Consider the following 19,114-nt stretch of genomic DNA (forward strand, 5'->3'; position numbering starts at 1 on the left):
CTCATTGAGTTTAATGATTAATCAATAATTGGCAAATATCCCTCTTGCACTTTTGTTAGTATGACAATGATGTATTTTTTAGGATTTTGACAATGACGCAACTAACAAAAGATTTTGATATCTGGATAAGAAATGATTTTGTCGAACTCAATGATCAGCTAGAAGCGCTCTATCGCACCCAGTCTGATCGTGCCAATGTTGAAGGGGTCGGTGACGACATAAAACAACAATTGTTGCGACAAGGCGAGCAGTATATTGAAGCGTTGCTCGCTGAAGGAAACACCGACGAAGGCTTTGACAGTGCATTTGATTTGCTTGGGAATGTTGGATTGTATATGGCAGCCTGTCGTCGACATGAAATTACAGAGCCCAGCAGGGAGCGATGTTCGCCTTTAAAGGCCGCGTCGGCCTTGGCGATGCACATTGGTTCTTCCATTGGGGTAACGCCGCGCTTTGCTACTGCACACCTCACCACGCATAATACCGCTATTGACGGGGTATACAAACGCTTTACCAGCGACCCCGCAGAACAACTTTTTATCGACTATAACACCCGTGGCATTTTAGCCTACAAACGGGCGGCAGAAGCTTTGCTAAAAATACAGCCGCTCGGTATCTCGCACCCAATGACCCCCATGTTATTTGAGGAGGTCAAGCGTGCGTTACTTGATGTGATTGGCTCTAATCAAGTGTTGTTTAAAAAATTGGATACTGCGTCATTTTTCTATGTCGTGCGACCTTATTACAAACCATATCGAGTCGGTAAAGAGGTCTATCGGGGGGCCAATGCAGGGGACTTTGCTGGGATTAATGTCATCGATATGATGCTGGGGCTATGCCGTGCCAATGACGTCGACTATGCACAGATTTTGGTCGAAAAATTACTGTATATGATGCCTGAAGATCAGGCGACGCTGCGTGAGTGCATGCGTTTGCCTAATCTTATGGATGCATTTTTAGAGGCGCAGACCGCTCGCGATCAGACTTGGTATCAGGATGCCCTGCGTGTTTTTTTGCAAGCATGCAAGTTGCACGGGGATACGGCTATCCAACACCACAATCAACTGGTTGAAAAATATATTTGTTACCCTGCTAAGTCGATGGCCAGTACTCATCTAGACAAAGTCACCGCCAGCGGTCCACCACTTGAGGTGTTACTCGAACAATTAGCCACACTCAGGGATAAACGCGCTGCGGCAAAACGAGATGATCTGGACACTCGGTTTGAGGACATTCAACAACTGAGAAGCACGTTATACGAGCGAGGTAGCTATGAAAGCGAGTGACTTTCACTTACCAACGCAAGATTATCTGCTGAGTCATTCTGTAGGCCGCATGATGAAAACGGCGCAGCGTGACTTTGACAACCAATTTATGGCGCCATGGCAGCAGCTAAATCAAGAGCCTTGGGCGCAGTGGTTAGAAGGTGTTGAACGCTTTCGCACTGCCTTGGCGAATTTACTAGGCAGTCAGGCTAGCCATTTTTGCCCACAGACCAACTTGTCTAGTGGATTGACCAAATGGCTGATGAGTTTGCCACAGTGTCATCAACGCCGGGTTAAGGTCCTGTTGAGTGAACATGATTTCCCGAGTATGGGGTTTGTACTACAACGGGCCATGAGTGAGGTTGAATTAACCTTTATCCCAGACACGGAAGATATGAGCTGTTTCGACACTTGGCAGCGTTATGTCACAGCTGAGCATGATTTGGTGTTCATTAGTCATGTTTATTCAAATACAGGCCAACAAGCACCTGTACAGCCGATCATTGAGCATGCTAAGAGGTTAGGATGTCGGGTTGTGGTAGATATTGCGCAAGCTGCGGGTATTTTACCCATTGATTTGCATCAGTGGCAGGCTGACTGTGTAGTTGGCTCAAGTGTAAAATGGCTGTGTGGTGGCCCAGGTGCAGGGTTTCTATGGGTTAATCCTGAGCACATTACACAATATCAGCCTAAGGATGTCGGTTGGTTTTCACATCAAGATCCGTTTGAGTTTGACATACATCACTTTGCGCCGCACGACAGTGCACTGCGCTTTTGGGGGGGGACACCATCGGTAGCACCCTATATTTTAGCGGGCCATAGTATCGGGGCGTTTGCACAAGTGGGCATTGAGGAGGTGAGAGCCCACAATATAAAATTGCTGGAGGAAATATGGCAAGGGTTAACACCTTGGTGCGTCTCACCAAGGAAACCAGAGCACTGTTCTGGCACCGCCATTATTAATCCTGGTGAGCAGCTGCCTGCATGCATTCAGGCCTTGCAAAATGCAGGGATTGCGGTGGATGCGAGAAAGTATGGGATACGCGTCTCTCCGCACATTTATAACGACCGTGCGCAAATACTGCGCTTCATTGATGTTGTGCAGCGTTTCGTCGATTAGGGTGATTGGATTATTTAACCAAGCCTAGCGCCCGTTTGGTTTTGGCTTTGACGGAGCGCCAATGTGTGACTGGCACACTGGGAGCAAGTGATTCTAACTTGGTGAAGTTGACATCGTGAAAATCAATTTCACCTTGATGGGCCAAAATAATGGTTTTGGGGTGTAGGTTTTTCACTAACTCGAGGGAATGACGGTATCGATTGGGATAAAACACCGGATAAGGGGGAATAAACTGCCCCCTCACTTTGACAAATAAGTCAGCAACATAAATACAATTGCGTTTCTGATGGTAGAGGGACAAGTCCCGGTCAGTGTGTCCTGGCGTATACCTTGCTTGCCAGTCTTCAAAGCCTGGTAACACATCGCCGTCTTCAATGTAAAAGTCTGCATGCAGCTTACGCGCATACCACAGATTCTTGCGTACTTTCTTCTTTCTACCAGCAACCCACAATGCCAAAATCATGTCAGACCAATGCATCAACATGCCATCTAACCCACTATACCAGTGACCAGCAATATTGGCAGTGGCGATCTGTGCCCCTGTTTTCTTTCTAATTAGATGTGCGCCGCCGGCATGATCTGGGTGCATATGGGTGACAACGACTAATTTTAAATCAGCCAATGGACGCCTAAGCGTATCAGTAATAAAGCAACAAATGGTCTCCACATCTGCTCTACAACAGCCATCAAGTAACAGGATTTTGTCAGGGTATTCAACTAAATAAATTTGTTGAATGTAACCTTCTAGGAAGTGGATTTGCATGGTTGTCTTTGCTGGTATAGGTTCATAATTATTATTGTTAACACATCTGACCAGTTGTTGGGAAGAGAAAAATGTTGCCGCAGAGACTTCAGAGGACACGTTAAAGCGAGAAGAAGAAGATTTTAGGCATAAAAAAACCGTCCAAAGGACGGTTTCTTCACAAAGAACTGGCGGAGGGGGAGGGATTCGAACCCTCGATAGGGCTACAAACCCTATACTCCCTTAGCAGGGGAGCGCCTTCAGCCACTCGGCCACCTCTCCGACGCAAAACTTTTTAAAATGGCGGAGAGATAGGGATTTGAACCCTAGATACGCTATTAACGTATGCCGGTTTTCAAGACCGGTGCTTTCAACCACTCAGCCATCTCTCCATGGGCACAGATAATACTTATCGAATTGGGTGCTGTAAATAGTTTTTTAATCGTTTGCTGAAAATTTAAACAAAAAACCGAAGTTATTGAATTTTTTGCCCGAAATTTATACTTTTTGATAATCTAAGAAGGAAATGCAAGCGCGTTGTACGCTATTGGGGCGTGCATGTGGCATCGATTCATGATGCCACATGGTAGAAGTCAACAGATTTACTTATGCATGACCACATAGCTTAATTGTAAAGATTGACCAATTTTGCTCAACCATCTCATCCATTGAACACGTGGGGCTGGGATGTTTTTTAAGGTTGGGTTAGTCGTGGTTTGCGTGTTGCTGCACGCAGCAGCTGTATTAAGCATATCGCTGTCTCCTAAGACGAATTGTTGATTGGTTACATGGTTATTTTGCATGCATTTTGCACAAAATTAAAACGATAAAAATTGCTGTCGTGGCATTAGAAAATCTAATGAATTTGCTTTTTGTTTAGATTTTTTATTGATTTAATGAATAGTTATTCACCTTGCGTTCGTTGCCTTTAATGCTTTTTTTGTATTTTATTTTATCTAGTGAATATTTATTCAGATAATATTATTTTGGGGTTTTTGTTTGTTAGTCATTTATAGACCGCAACGCGGGAAAAAGTTTTCGGCCCATGCCCAGTGGCTGAAGTTAGAAGCAAAAAAGCATGCTATTCAGCTGTACTGGTACGCCACTTCCGGCCATTTTGAAACAGATCTTGAGCGACTTAAGCATCTCGCTTCGCGATCTACGCAGGTGGTTGTGCTAGGAGGAGATGGCACACTCAATTTAGCGGTGAATGCCATTGCCGGTACCGACGTTGTGCTGTCACTATTGCCGTGTGGGACAGGGAATGACTTTAGCCGACAGTTTGGTTATTCCAGTCGGCACTGGCGCGATACCATATTTTCAGGCAAAGCACGTAAAATTGATGTGGGCCAAGTCGGCCATCGCTATTTCATTAATATAGCTGGCATCGGCTTTAACGCGGACGTGGTATCAACAATGGGTGGGAAGAAGCCCTTTGGAAAACTGAGTTATGGTTTAACTGGGGCGTTAAAGTTGGTCCGATACAAAGGGGTGGTGATTGATTATGGGCACGGCTCACACGCTACGATGATGTGTCTTTTTAGTAATGGCCGTCATTTTGCTGCTGGTTTAACACCTGCGCCAAATGCCAGCATCGATGATGGTATGCTGCAAGTAATGACCATCTCGATGGTTGCTTGGTATAAAAGGTTAGTGTGCTTTACACTGATGTTGTTTGGACTGCATACTCGCCTGCCTTGGGTAACGGTACAACAGTGCCAACAACTAGAAGTGAAAACGCCTGGCCTACCTGTTGAAGCCGATGGCGATTTAATTGCAACAACCCCAGTTAATGTGCGGTGCAAAGCGGCGTTGTTGCAATTTAAAGTCCTTAATTCGCCTTGATGGGGTGTGGTGTAGGGCGTCGTATAAATTTGGTAACAACGTGTTTTGGTAGCAATACTAGCAAGTTGCCGAGGCAAATTAACCCAAATCCGATGAAAGTGTTGGCTTGCCAAGTAAACCCCTCAAACCATGTGCTAAGCAAGACTGCCACGACAGGAAATAGTACGATGATGTAGCTGGCACGCTCTGGTCCTATGTTCTTCAGCAATGAAAAGTAGCATGCGAACGCAATCACGGTGCCAAAAATGGCCAAATAGAGTAACGAGCTCCAGTAGCTTATGTCCGCGTGAACGACGAATGACAGTGGGCTAAATAACACGTATATCCCGAGTAGCAGACTACTATAGAGCATCCCCCATGCATTCCCCTCAAGCACACCAATTGCGCGATTAGAGTTTCGAATACTGACCATATTGCCCAATGACGCGATAAAAGTGCCCGTGAGTGCGAGTACTAGGCCAACAAAGGTAGCAGATGAAAAACTCGCGGCATTGAGGTCTTGCCAAAATAGTGCAACGATACCAGATACCCCGAGTAGCGCACCAAAATAGGTTTTTAATGCAATGGGCTTGGCAAAGAACAGTCGGGTATTCAAGATATTTAGCACCAACATAAATGAGAACGCTATCGATGCCATTGCAGAGGTAAGGCTGCCTTGTGCCCAGTAGAGTAAGAGATAGTTCAATCCAAAATTACCGACAGCTAATAACATGAAAAAGCCATGATCAGCCCAAGTAAACTGCATCATAGGTCGCTTTTGCCAGATCACAAATCCCCACATACACAGTGCTGAAATAGCAAAACGGTAAAACAGAGATACCACCTCATTAACTTGGCCTAGTTGAAATTCGATTGCCAGCCAAGTTGAGCCCCAGATAAGAACCGTAACGATGTATAGCAGCCAGTTTCTCATGGTTGTTCCTTTATTAATTGACGTGATTATTGCAGCGAATAGCAGTTTACTCCGTTGTTCTGTGTATAATAGACACAGAAAAATGATTTTTTGACCTATACAGATTTCGATTGGAGACAGTGATGCATCATGGCCAATTCCTTTATCAGCAGGTGATAGATGTGATCAATGAAATGGTGACCAATGAACTGTTGACGCCCGGTTCAAAGTTGCCTTCATTGCGAAAATTAGCGCAACAACTTTCGGTCAGTATTCCGACGGTCAAGCAAGCCTACTATCAGCTAGAGGCGCAAGGGCGTATTTATTCCAAAGAAAAGTCAGGATACTTTTTATCTGATCAGGAAAAGAGTGCCTTACCCAAACGTTGCAAGTTGTCTGTTGCACCCACAGAAGTCAACAAACAAACCCTGATAGAGCAAGTTTATGAAGGCATTCACTCTCCTCATTGTGCGCCTTTTGGTATCGCAAATCCGGTGGCAGCGATGAGCAATGAGCGTGTACTCGCGAAAATGATGCGCCACGCACTCAAGCAGGCGGGTAGTCAAATTTTGGAATATGGTGCGATGGATGGGTTGGAGCGATTGAAGCGACAAATTGCACAGCGTTATTTACATATGGGCATGTCGGTTTCAATGGATGACATTGTCATTACCAACGGAGCACAAGAGGCATTGGCGATCGCGTTACAGTGTGTGACCAAACCGGGTGAAGTTGTCGCCATCGAATCGCCCTGTTACTTCGGGATTATAGAATTAATTGAAAATCTAGGACTGCGAGCATTGGAGATCCCGGTATGCCCGGACGATGGCTTGTGGCTTGAAGATCTAGAAAAAGCACTGAATGATCATGATGTGCGCGCTTGTATTTGTTCAACCAGTATCAATAACCCACTGGGTAGCGTTATGCCAGAGTATAGACGTCAGCTGTTGTTGGATATCTTAGTGGCAAAGGGAGTGACCCTAATTGAAGATGATGTGTACGGTGATCTGCATTTTTCTAAACATCGTGGCAAGCCCGCGCAATATTATGCATCCGCGGGGCAGGTGATCACCTGTGATTCCTTTTCAAAAACAGCGGCACCTAGCTACCGAGTTGGTTGGATACTTGCCCCCGGTTTTGCGGCACAAGCGCGGCGCTTTAAACGCGCGTTGAGTTGTTCCTCATCTTTGATTAATCAATGGGTATTAGCGGATTACCTTGCATCTGGAGACTATGAAAGACACTTGCGCAAATTACGACAGCGATTAATGGAAAACAAACAGAAAATGCTCACATGCATTCGTACCTTTTTCCCTAAAGACGTCCGCGTGAGCGATCCGGGTGGGGGCTGTGTCGTGTGGCTCGAGCTTGGTTCTAATGTGGATGGGGGCATGTTGTTTAAGCTCGCCATGGCACAGGGCATCAGTATTACGCCAGGGAAATTATTTAGTGTGTCTGAGCGCTTTCTGAACTGTGTTCGCATCAGTTATGGTTTACCATGGAATGATGAAGTCGAAGCGCATATAAAACAGCTAGGGACTCTTGTTGCAACGTTGAAAAGTGGTGAGCAAGATGTTGCCGATCACCACTAAGTTGGTTGGAAACATTGTCTATTCAGCGCTATAGCGCATGAGACGATAGCCCGAGACTGCTGGAATGGCTTGTGATAGCGTAGACTCTTGTAACGCGATTTGCTCAAAATTATGACACAGTGCAGTCGCTTGTTGCTCAAGGCGCTCGGCCTGTGCGGTGACTTTTTCTTCTATTTGTTGGCCCATTTGCGCCATACGCTGTTCAAATGAGGACATATCACCATTGGCATTGGTCATTTCAGAACCAATTGTGACAAGCAGCGAGCCAATGGATTGAAACATAGCACTTTTTACGGCATCTTCCATGCGTGATTCAAACTGATGCTCAAAGTGCTCGCTAAATTCATGGAATGTTTGCTCTCCCATAACAAAACTTCCTTGTTGATAAAATGTGCCCTGTATCTCACGGCTCAGTTCATCCAGCACCATTGATAAGTTGTCGAGGCCTTGTAAGTTAAAGGTCGTGGCAACCTCATTGAGTGCCACCTCTGCGACTTCAATGGCATCCGTAGCCATGGTTGCTACTTTCGGCAGTTCTACGCGCAGTGTGTCTGCATAGCGTATGAGCGCGCGTTGCTGGTGTGCGTCGACGTCAATAGGCTCACCATTTATAAAAGCGTGTCCAGTTGCATCAATGGTCAGAGCGTGATCATTCGGGGTTGTAATCGCCACTTCGTTTGGTGTTATTGCGACATTATTCTTGAATTCAATTTGGCAAGTGTCGTTTGAAAAAGAAAGACCATGGTCAGAGTGTGCCAAAACCGAGGTTGACGACAAAAGGGCGGTGATGAGTAGCGCGTTTTTCATTGTAGGTTCCTTATTCGCTGATGACGTTTAAGGTAAATCAAATAAGATGCCAAAATTAATAGTTTAAACTAATCAATGGTTTAGGTTTTATGAACGTATTTCAACGATATTCTGAATCAGCCCTTTGCCTAATAGTTGGCTATATTGGCTAACTATTAGCCTAATCAATTTAATAAATCGTGACGATAAAAATCATTCACTGTCCAAGTCGCTAATTTAAGGCTAAATAACGTATGTGTATTAACGCGATGATGACAGGCGAGTGTGTGAGTTGTGGTTTGCATTGTGTGCGTAAAAAAGTGGAAATTTTGTCCGCGCTGGGGTGGCACAGTTTACGTTGAATAGGAGTTTCTCATGGGTAAAACATATTCCTATGATCCATTGGACGATGAATACCAAGATGACTTTGGTACATTAGGTGATAAGGATACCAATACGCAGCGACAAAAAGTGCGAAAGAAATTAGATGAGTATCTAGAGCAAAAACGTTTGAGACGTAATTTAGGAGAGGACGATTTTGATTACTTTGACGATTAGTTATCATCGTCGTAAGTAGAGAGCATCATGGCGTATTAAGTGCTCTCTACATGATTTTTCCTGTTGTCGCAAAGTTGTATTAATCTTTGAAGGAGTTGTGGCAGTCTTTACAACCTTTTGCCCAGTTTCTAAACGCTTTACCTATGATTTTTTTGTCTCCAGACTCAGAGGCTTTTGCTAACGCCTCTGCATATTTTGCAAAGTCAGCAGCCTTTTTGTCGAAGGTTGCTCTGTCGCTCCAAATGGCCGGTAGTGCACTGGTGTCACCTTTATCTGACCCAGAAATAAATGCTTCCCAAGGCATCTTTGAGAGTTGAGCTGCATTGTGCGCTCGTTCTGCAAAGCGTTTTGCATCAAACGGCACCTTGCCTTTTAACATGTCACCCATATCACCAATTTGATAACGAATAAGTTGGAAACTCGCTTTACGATATTCAATTGCATCTTCACTGTCTTCAAACATCGTGCTTGCGTGTGTCTGACAGCTCATCCCTACCAGCAGTGCTATAAATGTTAATGACTTCTTCATAATTGCCCCTAAAAATAAAAAATTCACTACCTTTGTAAGGGTTTCTATATGAATTAGCAAGGGAAATGGGGTTAACAAATGGTAATAAAAATTAGGTCAGTAATTTGAATGTTGCACATATGGGTCCAAATAGACACGCCATTTACAGTTAATTTAATTTATGTTCATTTACTTTCTTTTACATTGACTTTTGTTTATTTAAAACAATGGTTTATGTATTTGTTAAAAGTAAAACTGAAATATTTGTAACTTTATTGTATTTCTATTATTGCAATTAACCATGTAGTCACATTATATTGATGAATGATTCTACTCTCTAAATATAAATAAACACCAAATTAAACAACAAGTCCTAGGGGAAACTATGGCCAAGTATTCATTTAAAGCGACAGCGGTAGCTATGGCTGTCTCAGGTGCTCTTACAGCAGCATCGGCAAGTGCTGCAACATTAGAGACCAATACACGTTTAGTTAACACACAAGCAACTAAAGTAGAGCAATCAGCTAAGCAAGAACATAGAGCTGAGGCATTTCTAGTTGTACTTAAGCAAGAAACTGCAGCGGACCTAATGGCTCGCGGCAACTACTCTACAAATGATGCACGTGAGACAGTTGCTTCTGTAGAAGCGATTCAATCAACGGTTAAACGTGAGTTTGCGCAGTTAAACGCAGACATTAACGTTGTTGGTTCAACTAAATTACTTGCATCAACACTTATTGTTGAAGCATCAGATGCTGCACTAGAGCAAATTAAGCAAAACGCAAATGTTGCTCGCGTACTACCTCTTTATGATTACGAGCTACATGTTGCTGACGCAAATGATTACATTAAGGGCGCGCCTGTAAACTTGGCGGGTTTCACTGGTAAAGGTCAAAAAGTAGCAGTATTAGATACTGGTATTGACTATACACACAAAGTATTCAACCCAGACGCAGGTACAAAAGAAGCGTATGAAGCAGCTCAGGCAGATCCAAGAGCTGTTGAATGGCCACAAGGTCAAGTGAAAGGCGGTTACGACTTTATGCGTAACGACCCGGATCCAATTGAAAGCGATCCTAATTTCCCAGATCCAACAAGCCCAGATGACGGTGCGTCTTCGCACGGTACATCGGTATCTCACTCAGTAACAGGTATTGCACCAGATGTTGAGCTTTATGTTTACTCTGTATGTGGTGGTGGTTGTCCATTCGCTGCACAGCTAGGTGCACTAGAAGCGGCAATGGATCCGAATGGCGATGGTGATATCAGTGACCGTGTAGACGTTATCAACATGTCTCTTGGTGGCGAATTTGGTTCTACAGATCGTGTAGACGGCACTCAATTCCTAATTCATCAAGCTGTGAAAATGGGCACTAACGTCGTTATTTCAGCTGGTAACGATGGTAACCACCCATTCCGTATCGGCGGACCAAGCACAACACCTAACGCATTATCTGTTGGTGCAATGGGTCACCCTACAATTAACGAGTTGTACGCATTGGGTACTATCGATGGCAAGTCTGTTGAAGTTGGTACGGCTGGTTTCGGTCCACAAGACCCGTTCTCATTCTCTAATGCAGATACTGAGCTTGTATACCCTGATGCAAACCAAAATGGCTGTGAAGCGTTTGGTGACGATGTAGACTTCACTGACAAAGCTGTACTTATCGACCGTGGTGCGTGTGCGTTCGTAACTAAAGCGCTAAATGCACAAGCGAAAGGTGCTAAGTATGTCATCATCGCTAACAACGTAGCTGGTGGTGCACCTGGTCTTGGTGGTACAAGTGACGAAGTGACAGTACCAACTATCTCAGTGACACTAGACGATGGCGCAGCACTTAAAGCGACATTAGCGGCAGGTCAACAACCAGTATTTACATTTGGTATTGAGTCTCACCTAGCTATCGACACAGTTGCTGACTTCTCTTCACGTGGTCCTTCAATGGATGGTCTACTGAAGCCAGAAATTACTGCACCTGGTGTTAACATTCAGGTTGCGGCGACTGGTACTCAAGATCAGCTAGCTGGTGCTACGGGTACTTCTTTCTCAGGTCCAATCACAGCGGGTGCTGTTGCACTTGTTCGTGAAGCTCGTCCTGAACTAAGTGCTGCACAAGTTAAAGCAGTACTAATGAATACAGCAAACCTAGATGTATTCATGGAGCCAAAATCAATTAATGCAGACGCTGAATTAGCGCCAATCAGCTTAATTGGTGCAGGTCTTGTTGACGTTGAAAAAGCAGTTGCATCACAAACTGTTGCGTGGGTACACCACGGTGATTACGATACAACACAAGCTGCACTTTCATTTGGTTTTGACGTATTAGAAGAAACAACAACTTACACTAAAGTTGTCTTTGTTAAGAACTTCTCTACTGACGAAAAAACGTATAACCTTCGTACAGCAGATCGTTATGCAAGCGATACAGCGCTTGGCGCAACAAGCTGGGAAATCCCTGCTTCTGTAACGGTTGGCGCAGGTCAAACGGCTTCTTTCGAAGTTAAACTAACTATTGACCCAAGCAAGCTTCCTGAGTGGAGCCTGGCTAACCCACAAAACGCAAATGACCTTGCTGCACGTGCAGCGTCACTAACGCTTTCTGAGCTAGATGGTGCGTTAATCTTTGACGACCAATCTACAGCGGATACTGATCACGACATTCACATGGTATACCACGTTCTACCTCGTGCAAACGAAGGTGTAGAAGTGACAGTACTTGAAGAAGGCGACAAGCGTATCCAAGTAACGAACAACGGTTTCACAACGTTCAATGTTGTTACTGATCAACTTGTAGCTGTAGGCCAAGAAGTATCTGCAGAAGACAAGCAGTTCAATATCCTAAGCACTTCATTCAACGTATACGGCAGCAGCACGTGTGATTCTGGCGCATTCTTCACAGCGTCAATGGCGCTACGTGACGAGCTAACAATGCACCGTCAAGCTGGTTACCGTATGACGCTAGATATTAACTACGATGGCGTATATGACTACTTCTTACAAAACTACAGCGATGTAGGTCGTAGCGCAGCTGTTATCGGTCGTGCACGTACACTAAGTGGTCCAATCGTAGATGGTGAAGACCAATGGAGATTCCTAAGTGCAATGTTCCACGAAGGTGGTACTAACACAATCACATTCTCTGGTTGTACTGACTTAATCGGTCTTGATACTTCTAACCTTGGTGATGACATCATGATCCAAGCACAAGCAGGTATCGGTAACTACCAGTCTGGTATCTTCGAAGTAACAGACACAGTAACGGGCCATACAACATTCGCAACGGCACCTGCGTCTCTAGTTGATGCAGACGGTAACGCGGTTGAGTCTCTAGCTCCAGGTGCATCTGCGTTTGTAGATAGCTACAAGCCATTTGCATTAGCTTCAGATGACCAAATCCTAGCGAACATCACTGCTGACATGTTACCTGCAGTAGTAGTACCAGTCATTGCTGATGCTGACCTAGAAGTATCTGAAGACGCACCAGTTGGTCATGTAATTGGTCAACTAGCGTTAACTGAGCAAGAAGGTGGCGCAGCACTATCTGCATTTGAGGTAGTTGCACAGTCTCATGATGGCATCGCAGTATCTAGAACAGGTGAAGTAACTGTTTCTGAAGCAGGTGCACCTGATTATGACGCTGGTGTTATGTCTGTAGAGCTAACAGTGGTTGCTTACGATGCGAAGGGCTTCAAGTCAGAAGCAACAAATATCATCGTTGACGTAATGAATGCGGTTGACGAAGAAGCAGAGAAAACGCCAGTTGTTGCTGATGGCCAAGAGTTCGACGTGGCTGAAAACGCAGAAGCAGGCACTGTCATTGGTATGCTTGAGTTCATGGACCAAGATAACAATGTTGCTTCGTTCAAAGTTGAAGGCTCAAGTGTTGTAGCTATCGATGCTGAAGGTAAAATCACGGTTGCTGGTGAAGTTGACTTCGACCAAGGTGCTTCTTTTGAAGTATCAGTAACAGCGGTTGATGCTGATGGCCATGAGTCAAAAGCTGTATCAGTTGTATTCAACGTTGAAGAAGACGAGCTAGAAGGCAAGCCGATGATTGAAGAAGGTCAAAGCTTCAACATCGAAGAAAACAGCCCAGTAGGTACTGCGATTGGTACAATTGCATTCTCAGACTTCGATAACGACGTTACTGAGTTTGTTATTACTGGTACTTCACTTGTATCTGTTAATGCAGAAGGTCAACTTTCTGTTGCTGGTAACCTAGACTTCGAATTTGACCGTCAGTTCAGCTTCGACATCATGGCGAAAGACGCGAAAGGCAAGTACTCAGAAAAAGTACGTGTTGAAATTCGTCTAATCGATGTTCAAGAAGACAATGGCGATGACGATGACTCAGGTTCATTAGCTTGGTTGACGCTACTTGCTGCGCCATTTGCTGCACTACGTCGCCGTAAGCAAAAATAATTTAGCGAATACGCTATAAAAGATAAAAACACCGGCAGTTGCCGGTGTTTTTTTATGTCTAAAACTTAGAGCATGAGCGTCACTGGAGGTTATTTTTTCATTGTCGGCGTGAGATTTTGAGACCACGTGTTGTGTTTTGGACAGGGCGGCGCCCGATGGGGGGCCGCGTGACAAGCGTACTCATGGAGAGCGAAAAACGGTTTGCTTGACTATGGTATGTCTAAATTGCCAGACTGACTTGTTTACCGAGCATTGTGCGCTGGCGTGCCTATCCATGAGCGTTGTAAGGCTTTGTTCGGTTATCCTATATCTTTAAAGATCATGCCTCGTCTCATACTACGCGTTGCTAACATAACTTCCGCAAGGAGTGACACAAAAGCACCAATGAGGAGTAACATTGCAGCGATAAAGCAACTAGATACAGTAATGCCCAATGGCCAAGTGTAGAGATGGGAGACAAACAACAACACCACCACTGCACATACCATGAGGGCACTCAGTACGCTCATGCTAAAAGCGATATGAATACAGCGGGAGCGTTTCAGTAGTGCACGCATTTCTTGGGTGAGTGTAAAATGTAACGTTTCCTCATTGTTGGCATTGAGTTTTCTATCAAGCAATCGGGCTCTGTCGGTGATGCGTGCAAGGCGATTTGACAGTACGCCTAAAAAAGCAGCAATCCCCGTTAGCAAAAAGACCGGCGCCACGGCTGTTTGGATCACTTTTGCCATGGTGAGTATGTTCACGACATCTGAAGTTAATTCCACGTTACTTGCTCAATAATGTTTTCAGTTTCACCAATGAGAGTTTTAACCACTCAGTTGTTTTCATCAAGTAGAATGAGCCGAGGTATCCCTTTATTGGCGTATTGGTTATAAATATGCCGGTTTTCATCGGCAATAAGAGGAAATTCAATACGGTAATTTTTTGCAAACTCACCGAGTGTTTCCGCATTTTCTTCTCGTCCAATCGCCAAAATAGTTAGGTCTTTGCTGTGTATGAGCGCGGACTGATTTAACGCGCGAAATGTGCGCTTTGAATCAGTGCACCATGTCGCAAATAAAATGATCAATTTATTGCCTGGAGTGTTTGCTAAATCGATAGAGTGACCAGAAATATCCTTAAATTGAGTGTGTTTAAAAGTGTCTCCGCTACTGATATAGGTGTCATAGTTGGGAGTAGAGACGATTGACTCAGTCGTACCGCATGCAGACAGTGACAGGCCAATTGCACTTATTAGTGCAATTTTTGTGTGGCGTGTGATCATTGTTATTTTCCTTGTGTTAGGCTGGCACTATTTACGCGTATTTTGTAGTTCAAGGCAAGCTTTGTTATGTACGTAGAGTGAGCAAGGCTTATCTTAAGATTATGGTCTATTTGAGTATTTTTTTTAGTGCGTTGATATCTGCGACGCTATTACCTGCATCATCTGAGCTGCTACTGTCAGGTATGATTGCGCAACAGGTGGGATCGGTCTTTATTTTGTGGCTGTGTGCGACAATGGGTAATGTGCTGGGGAGTTGCGTGAATTATTATCTAGGCACTCGAGTGGAGGTGTTAAGTCATTACCGTTGGTTTCCCGTTTCTGAACATAGCTTGGCAAAAGCAAGACGACACTATCAACGGTTTGGTCCATGGAGTTTATTGTTTGCGTGGCTACCTATTGTGGGTGATCCACTGACCTTAGCGGCGGGCATTTTTAACGTGCGACTGAGTGTATTTTTATTGTTGGTAACGCTCGGCAAAGGGCTACGGTATGCCTTGGTTATTGCGTTGGCAATGGGGTTATTTTAGTACGACGAATCCATCGGTTCGTCGTACTAGTGAACTACTGATTCAGTGCTTTTGTCCATTCGAGCGTGAGTGACACTGAATCGGCGAAGCGCAGTGCATGAGGCTTATCAACACGCACTCTCGCAAAGCTGACATCTGGATGTTTGTGGCACTGTGCTAAGACGTCTGCGACTAGCTTCTCCAATAGTAAAAAATGCCCATCCTCAACCAGTTTTATCACTGCTTTGGTGATGGTTTTATAATTGAGGGCATGGTCGACTTCATCCTGCTGCAAGCATTCGGTATCAGCCGGGTAGTGGATTTCAATATTGATGACCACATCTTGTTTCTTTTCACGCTCCTCTTCATTAAATCCAATAAAGGTTCTTAATCTAAGGTTGGTGATATTGATGATCGCGTTATGCATCATGGCATATCCTTGCAATTTAGCCGTTTTTTACCAGTTGTAAAAACTCGTTTCTTGTTTTCGCATCTTCTCTAAAGTTGCCCAGCATGACGGATGTGCGCATCTGGGAATTTTGTTTTTCAACACCGCGCATCATCATACACATATGTTTGGCTTCTACGATTACGCCAACACCGCGAGCGCCAGTGACCTCTTCAACCGCCTTTGCGATTTGATGTGTCAACTGCTCTTGAATTTGAAAGCGACGAGCAAACATGTCAACGATGCGAGCAAACTTAGATAAGCCTAACACCTTACCATTGGGAATGTAAGCAATATGACAGCGACCGACAAAGGGCAGTAAATGGTGCTCACACATTGAGTACAGCTCGATATCTTGGATCAATACCATGTCATCTGCATCGGAAGTAAAGACGGCATTGTTGGTGATTTCAGACAGTGTCTGTCGATAACCTTGGGTTAAATATTCCATCGCTTTGGCTGCGCGTTTTGGCGTGTCTAATAAGCCTTCCCTATCAATGTCTTCACCAACCGCGTTGATGATCTGTTTATAACTGTTCTTTAATTCATCATGCATAATATGACTCGCAATTCATTGTGAGAGCACTAGACAGCGGTTGATTTGCTGCCGCACTCCAATATTTACTTTAAGTGTCTGCCGCCATCGACGGCAAGTGTTCTACCTGTTATATAGCTGCTGTTTAGTAAAAGCTCTATACTGGAAATCACTTCTTGGCACCCAGGTTCTATGCCCATCAAGGATTTTTTGAGGGTCTTTTCTCTGTAGGCTGCGTCATCGTGCTCGTTAAATATAATTAATGAGGGCGCGATTGAGTTAACTTTAATATGTGGGGCATACTTGGCTGCGAAAGAGCGGCTTAAGTTATCCAGTGCGGCTTTACTGGCTGCATAAGCGATGTGTTTCGGGCTGCCTTTTTCTGCCACATAGTCGGTTATATGAATGATATCGCTCACGTTAGAACAAGCCTCAAGCAAAGGTGCTAAGGCTAAATTCAATAGATAAGGTACTTTTGCGTGGATACGCATCATATTGTCAAATAGCGCGCTGTGATCAGGGTTGAGCTTTTCACAGTCCCAGCTTGATGCGTTGTGGATCACTGCACGCAACTGTGGTGTATGGGCTTTAACTTGTTCTGCCAGCAACGAGACTGCATTTGGGTGATCAAAATCGATCTGAATACAGTGAGCACCTTGTGCTTCGAGTGTTGCAACCGCATCATGCTTTGTTCTGTATGTGATGATGACCGGAATATCTCGATCTATAAAATAATTTGCGATGGCTAGGCCGATGCGCTGTGCACCACCCGTGATTAAAATAGGGGCATTCATGGAGTTTCCTTTAAATAATGGCACTTTTTAGTGGCCTTTCGCCTACAGTTTTTTGAGATATGCAGGGGATATTTTCCATTTTTTCATTCTTTCTTCACCGTTACATACGAGTAAAAAAGACTTTGTGATCACTAAATTAGCATGAGTGTTCAGTGGCTGTATACAGCTGTTGTTACGAATCTGTTAATTCAACAAAGCGGAAGACCTCTAACTACCTTAATAGTGATATTTAGAGGTCACGAAATAATTATTCTTCGTCGTAAATGGTAGGAATTGGCTGACGCTTATGTTGCGTTCGTTGGTAGATAGTGATTAATTTATCAGTCACTTCTTGGGAAACGGTTTTTCCTTCTAGGAAATCATCGATATTATCATAGCTAAGCCCTAGCGCAGCTTCATCCGCAAGTCCTGGCCTATCACACTCAAGATCCGCCGTGGGTACTTTGTGTACCAGTTGTGCTGGCGCACCCAAATACTCAGCCAATGCTCTCACTTGGCGTTTAGACAAACCGAACAGTGGGGCTAAGTCGCACGCGCCATCACCAAATTTGGTATAAAACCCTGTGATGTTTTCTGCACTGTGGTCGGTACCTACAACCAAGCCTTGGCTCAACCCTGCAATTTCATACTGTGCCACCATTCTCTGTCGAGCTTTCACATTGCCTTTAACAAAGTCTATTTGTGCCTGCTCTGGTAAGTTTAGCTGAGCGTCTTGCATGGCCTGCATCGCTTGCTCATGCAATGCATCTGCTGCGGGTTTTATATTCACTGTCAACCTTTGGCTTGGTTTAATAAAATCCATAGCGAGCTGTGCTTCGTCTTCATCCGCTTGTATACCATACGGTAAGCGCATAGCAATAAATTGAAAAGTTCTATCGCTGTGTTCTTGGTTTAATTCATCTATTGCTAATTGGCACAGGCGTCCACACGTTGAAGAATCAACACCACCGCTGATCCCGAGTACCAAACTGGTGCAGTGAGCTAGTAATAAGCGTTGCTTTATAAATTGGACACGACGTGCTACTTCTGCGGCAACATCAATTGTGGGTTGAACTTTCATTTCGGCAATGATTGCTTCGCGCATTGGAAATCCTCTGGCCTGATTTTTATCTATACAGTGCAGTTTAAATGATCCTCAAGTCTCGGAGCAATGAGGTTTTACAAGTTATCTTAATCAAAGCCCAAGATGTTGCTTAATTGCCTGCAATTCCGCTTTTAATTGATTTATTTCATCAAGTAATGCGCTCAGCTCTTGGGGCTCGTTCAGTGGTACTTCCGAGTCTTGGGCTTGGGCCACATCCGCTTCACCAAAGAGATGTTGATAACGACTTTCTCGTTTGCCTGGCTCTCGAGGGAGTTTGACAAGTAACTCTTGTGCTTGTAGTTCAGCGAGTGCCTGTTCAACTTCTGTCACATTGCTGAAGGTGGCTAAACGACCACTGCGGGTTCTTAATTCACCAGGTGTTTGAGGGCCTCTCAGTAGCAATAAACAAACGATAGCACGTTGTTGATCATTCAGTTGTAAACTGCTGAATTCAGTATTACAAAAACGGTGGGTGTATTTTGAAACTCGCCCTGAGAGTGCTTCATCACACATCACCAGTCTGCGTGATTGTAACTGGTCAAGTCCATCCATGACTTCGGCTTCGCTCAACGCAAGCACAGGGTCTCGGTTAGACTTTTGATTGCAGGCATTGGTTAGTGCATTAACCGATAGCGGGTATTGATCTGGGGTGGTGGTCTCTTTTTCAAGCAGGCACCCAATTAGCCTTTGCTCAATCGTGCTGAGTTTCATAGATTTCCTTTTTTCATGTGTACTACAAATTGAAACAC

19 protein-coding genes and 2 tRNA genes are annotated in these 19,114 nt (G+C 44.4%); 7 read left to right on the forward strand and 14 right to left on the reverse strand.

The features are described 5' to 3' along the window. Positions 1-92: 92 nt before the first annotated feature. Together L1286_RS13670 and L1286_RS13675 are read left to right on the forward strand one after the other, a co-directional pair. Positions 93-1,286, forward strand: coding sequence for a PrnB family protein (locus tag L1286_RS13670; protein WP_235407611.1), 1,194 nt, complete (start codon positions 93-95; stop codon positions 1,284-1,286). Next, positions 1,273-2,385: an aminotransferase class V-fold PLP-dependent enzyme gene (locus L1286_RS13675; protein WP_235407612.1), complete on the forward strand. Its 1,113-nt coding sequence runs from the start codon at positions 1,273-1,275 to the stop codon at positions 2,383-2,385. Before L1286_RS13670 ends, L1286_RS13675 begins: the two co-directional genes overlap by 14 nt. Positions 2,386-2,395: 10 nt before the next feature. Here L1286_RS13675 and L1286_RS13680 read toward each other — a convergent pair whose 3' ends face one another. The 4 genes from L1286_RS13680 to L1286_RS13695 all read right to left on the reverse strand — a co-directional run bounded on the left by L1286_RS13680 (position 2,396) and on the right by L1286_RS13695 (position 3,879). Beyond that, positions 2,396-3,148 carry an MBL fold metallo-hydrolase gene (locus tag L1286_RS13680; protein WP_235407613.1) on the reverse strand — a complete coding sequence of 251 codons (753 nt, stop codon included), beginning with the start codon at positions 3,146-3,148 and terminating at the stop codon, positions 2,396-2,398. Between the two features lie 168 nt (positions 3,149-3,316). Beyond that, positions 3,317-3,409 (reverse strand) — tRNA-Ser (locus L1286_RS13685). Positions 3,410-3,428: 19 nt separating this feature from the next. Further along, positions 3,429-3,519, reverse strand: a tRNA-Ser gene (locus L1286_RS13690). A 210-nt stretch (positions 3,520-3,729) separates the two neighbouring features. After that, positions 3,730-3,879, reverse strand: coding sequence for a hypothetical protein (locus L1286_RS13695; RefSeq protein WP_235407614.1), 150 nt, complete (start codon positions 3,877-3,879; stop codon positions 3,730-3,732). A 247-nt stretch (positions 3,880-4,126) separates the two neighbouring features. On the opposite strand from L1286_RS13695, the gene L1286_RS13700 reads away from it, so the two are divergent. Then, a complete protein-coding gene (locus tag L1286_RS13700; RefSeq protein WP_235407615.1) occupies positions 4,127-4,972 on the forward strand; it encodes a diacylglycerol/lipid kinase family protein in 846 nt (281 codons plus the stop codon). Here the strand turns inward: L1286_RS13700 and L1286_RS13705 are convergent. Further along, a complete protein-coding gene (locus L1286_RS13705; protein WP_235407616.1) occupies positions 4,959-5,885 on the reverse strand; it encodes a DMT family transporter in 927 nt (308 codons plus the stop codon). The genes L1286_RS13700 and L1286_RS13705 overlap by 14 nt on opposite strands. A gap of 122 nt (positions 5,886-6,007) precedes the next feature. Between L1286_RS13705 and L1286_RS13710 the strand changes: the two genes are divergently transcribed. Beyond that, positions 6,008-7,456, forward strand: a complete 1,449-nt coding sequence (locus tag L1286_RS13710) for an aminotransferase-like domain-containing protein (RefSeq protein WP_235407617.1) — start codon at positions 6,008-6,010, stop codon at positions 7,454-7,456. 18 nt (positions 7,457-7,474) lie between these two features. Here the strand turns inward: L1286_RS13710 and L1286_RS13715 are convergent, their stop codons facing one another. Next, entirely contained in the window at positions 7,475-8,263 is a 789-nt protein-coding gene (locus L1286_RS13715; RefSeq protein ID WP_235407618.1) for a DUF2884 family protein, read from the reverse strand. A 354-nt stretch (positions 8,264-8,617) separates the two neighbouring features. Between L1286_RS13715 and L1286_RS13720 the strand changes: the two genes are divergently transcribed. Next, positions 8,618-8,800: a PA3496 family putative envelope integrity protein gene (locus L1286_RS13720; RefSeq protein ID WP_235407619.1), complete on the forward strand. Its 183-nt coding sequence runs from the start codon at positions 8,618-8,620 to the stop codon at positions 8,798-8,800. 79 nt (positions 8,801-8,879) lie between these two features. On the opposite strand, the gene L1286_RS13725 is transcribed toward L1286_RS13720, so the two are convergent. Next, the gene (locus L1286_RS13725) at positions 8,880-9,329 is read right to left on the reverse strand and encodes a c-type cytochrome (RefSeq protein WP_235407620.1); all 450 of its coding nucleotides are present in this window, start codon (positions 9,327-9,329) and stop codon (positions 8,880-8,882) included. Between the two features lie 364 nt (positions 9,330-9,693). Between L1286_RS13725 and L1286_RS13730 the strand changes: the two genes are divergently transcribed. Further along, positions 9,694-13,731 carry a S8 family serine peptidase gene (locus L1286_RS13730; RefSeq protein ID WP_235407621.1) on the forward strand — a complete coding sequence of 1,346 codons (4,038 nt, stop codon included), beginning with the start codon at positions 9,694-9,696 and terminating at the stop codon, positions 13,729-13,731. A gap of 299 nt (positions 13,732-14,030) precedes the next feature. Here the strand turns inward: L1286_RS13730 and L1286_RS13735 are convergent, their stop codons facing one another. Further along, positions 14,031-14,462: a DUF2721 domain-containing protein gene (locus L1286_RS13735; RefSeq protein WP_235407667.1), complete on the reverse strand. Its 432-nt coding sequence runs from the start codon at positions 14,460-14,462 to the stop codon at positions 14,031-14,033. A gap of 86 nt (positions 14,463-14,548) precedes the next feature. Beyond that, entirely contained in the window at positions 14,549-14,998 is a 450-nt protein-coding gene (locus L1286_RS13740) for a TlpA family protein disulfide reductase (protein ID WP_235407622.1), read from the reverse strand. Between the two features lie 101 nt (positions 14,999-15,099). Here L1286_RS13740 and L1286_RS13745 point away from each other — a divergent pair, with 101 nt between their 5' ends. Continuing rightward, on the forward strand, positions 15,100-15,525 hold the full coding sequence (locus L1286_RS13745; protein ID WP_235407668.1) for a YqaA family protein: 426 nt from the start codon (positions 15,100-15,102) through the stop codon (positions 15,523-15,525). 34 nt (positions 15,526-15,559) lie between these two features. Here L1286_RS13745 and folX read toward each other — a convergent pair whose 3' ends face one another. The 5 genes from folX to L1286_RS13770 form a co-directional block, all read right to left on the reverse strand. After that, entirely contained in the window at positions 15,560-15,931 is a 372-nt protein-coding gene (gene folX, locus L1286_RS13750) for a dihydroneopterin triphosphate 2'-epimerase (RefSeq protein ID WP_235407669.1), read from the reverse strand. 19 nt (positions 15,932-15,950) lie between these two features. Further along, positions 15,951-16,508: a GTP cyclohydrolase I FolE gene (folE, locus tag L1286_RS13755; RefSeq protein WP_235407623.1), complete on the reverse strand. Its 558-nt coding sequence runs from the start codon at positions 16,506-16,508 to the stop codon at positions 15,951-15,953. A gap of 65 nt (positions 16,509-16,573) precedes the next feature. Then, positions 16,574-17,281: a dihydromonapterin reductase gene (folM, locus tag L1286_RS13760; RefSeq protein ID WP_235407624.1), complete on the reverse strand. Its 708-nt coding sequence runs from the start codon at positions 17,279-17,281 to the stop codon at positions 16,574-16,576. Between the two features lie 247 nt (positions 17,282-17,528). Beyond that, positions 17,529-18,365, reverse strand: a complete 837-nt coding sequence (gene nadE / locus L1286_RS13765) for an ammonia-dependent NAD(+) synthetase (RefSeq protein ID WP_235407625.1) — start codon at positions 18,363-18,365, stop codon at positions 17,529-17,531. Between the two features lie 90 nt (positions 18,366-18,455). Next, the gene (locus L1286_RS13770) at positions 18,456-19,076 is read right to left on the reverse strand and encodes a YceH family protein (protein ID WP_235407626.1); all 621 of its coding nucleotides are present in this window, start codon (positions 19,074-19,076) and stop codon (positions 18,456-18,458) included. Positions 19,077-19,114: the final 38 nt, after the last annotated feature.

Source organism: Pseudoalteromonas sp. SMS1, from assembly GCF_021530565.1.
Taxonomy (GTDB): Bacteria; Pseudomonadota; Gammaproteobacteria; order Enterobacterales; family Alteromonadaceae; genus Pseudoalteromonas.

Excerpts from the sequence above, each read along its gene's own strand:
- L1286_RS13670 (WP_235407611.1), top strand. The coding sequence starts at position 93 with ATGACGCAACTAACAAAAGATTTTGATATCTGGATAAGAAATGATTTT.
- L1286_RS13675 (WP_235407612.1), top strand. The coding sequence starts at position 1,273 with ATGAAAGCGAGTGACTTTCACTTACCAACGCAAGATTATCTGCTGAGT.
- L1286_RS13680 (WP_235407613.1), bottom strand. The coding sequence starts at position 3,148 with ATGCAAATCCACTTCCTAGAAGGTTACATTCAACAAATTTATTTAGTT.
- L1286_RS13695 (WP_235407614.1), bottom strand. The coding sequence starts at position 3,879 with ATGCTTAATACAGCTGCTGCGTGCAGCAACACGCAAACCACGACTAAC.
- L1286_RS13705 (WP_235407616.1), bottom strand. The coding sequence starts at position 5,885 with ATGAGAAACTGGCTGCTATACATCGTTACGGTTCTTATCTGGGGCTCA.
- L1286_RS13710 (WP_235407617.1), top strand. The coding sequence starts at position 6,008 with ATGCATCATGGCCAATTCCTTTATCAGCAGGTGATAGATGTGATCAAT.
- L1286_RS13715 (WP_235407618.1), bottom strand. The coding sequence starts at position 8,263 with ATGAAAAACGCGCTACTCATCACCGCCCTTTTGTCGTCAACCTCGGTT.
- L1286_RS13720 (WP_235407619.1), top strand. The coding sequence starts at position 8,618 with ATGGGTAAAACATATTCCTATGATCCATTGGACGATGAATACCAAGAT.
- L1286_RS13725 (WP_235407620.1), bottom strand. The coding sequence starts at position 9,329 with ATGAAGAAGTCATTAACATTTATAGCACTGCTGGTAGGGATGAGCTGT.
- L1286_RS13730 (WP_235407621.1), top strand. The coding sequence starts at position 9,694 with ATGGCCAAGTATTCATTTAAAGCGACAGCGGTAGCTATGGCTGTCTCA.
- L1286_RS13735 (WP_235407667.1), bottom strand. The coding sequence starts at position 14,462 with ATGGCAAAAGTGATCCAAACAGCCGTGGCGCCGGTCTTTTTGCTAACG.
- L1286_RS13740 (WP_235407622.1), bottom strand. The coding sequence starts at position 14,998 with ATGATCACACGCCACACAAAAATTGCACTAATAAGTGCAATTGGCCTG.
- L1286_RS13745 (WP_235407668.1), top strand. The coding sequence starts at position 15,100 with ATGGTCTATTTGAGTATTTTTTTTAGTGCGTTGATATCTGCGACGCTA.
- folX (WP_235407669.1), bottom strand. The coding sequence starts at position 15,931 with ATGCATAACGCGATCATCAATATCACCAACCTTAGATTAAGAACCTTT.
- folE (WP_235407623.1), bottom strand. The coding sequence starts at position 16,508 with ATGCATGATGAATTAAAGAACAGTTATAAACAGATCATCAACGCGGTT.
- folM (WP_235407624.1), bottom strand. The coding sequence starts at position 17,281 with ATGAATGCCCCTATTTTAATCACGGGTGGTGCACAGCGCATCGGCCTA.
- nadE (WP_235407625.1), bottom strand. The coding sequence starts at position 18,365 with ATGCGCGAAGCAATCATTGCCGAAATGAAAGTTCAACCCACAATTGAT.
- L1286_RS13770 (WP_235407626.1), bottom strand. The coding sequence starts at position 19,076 with ATGAAACTCAGCACGATTGAGCAAAGGCTAATTGGGTGCCTGCTTGAA.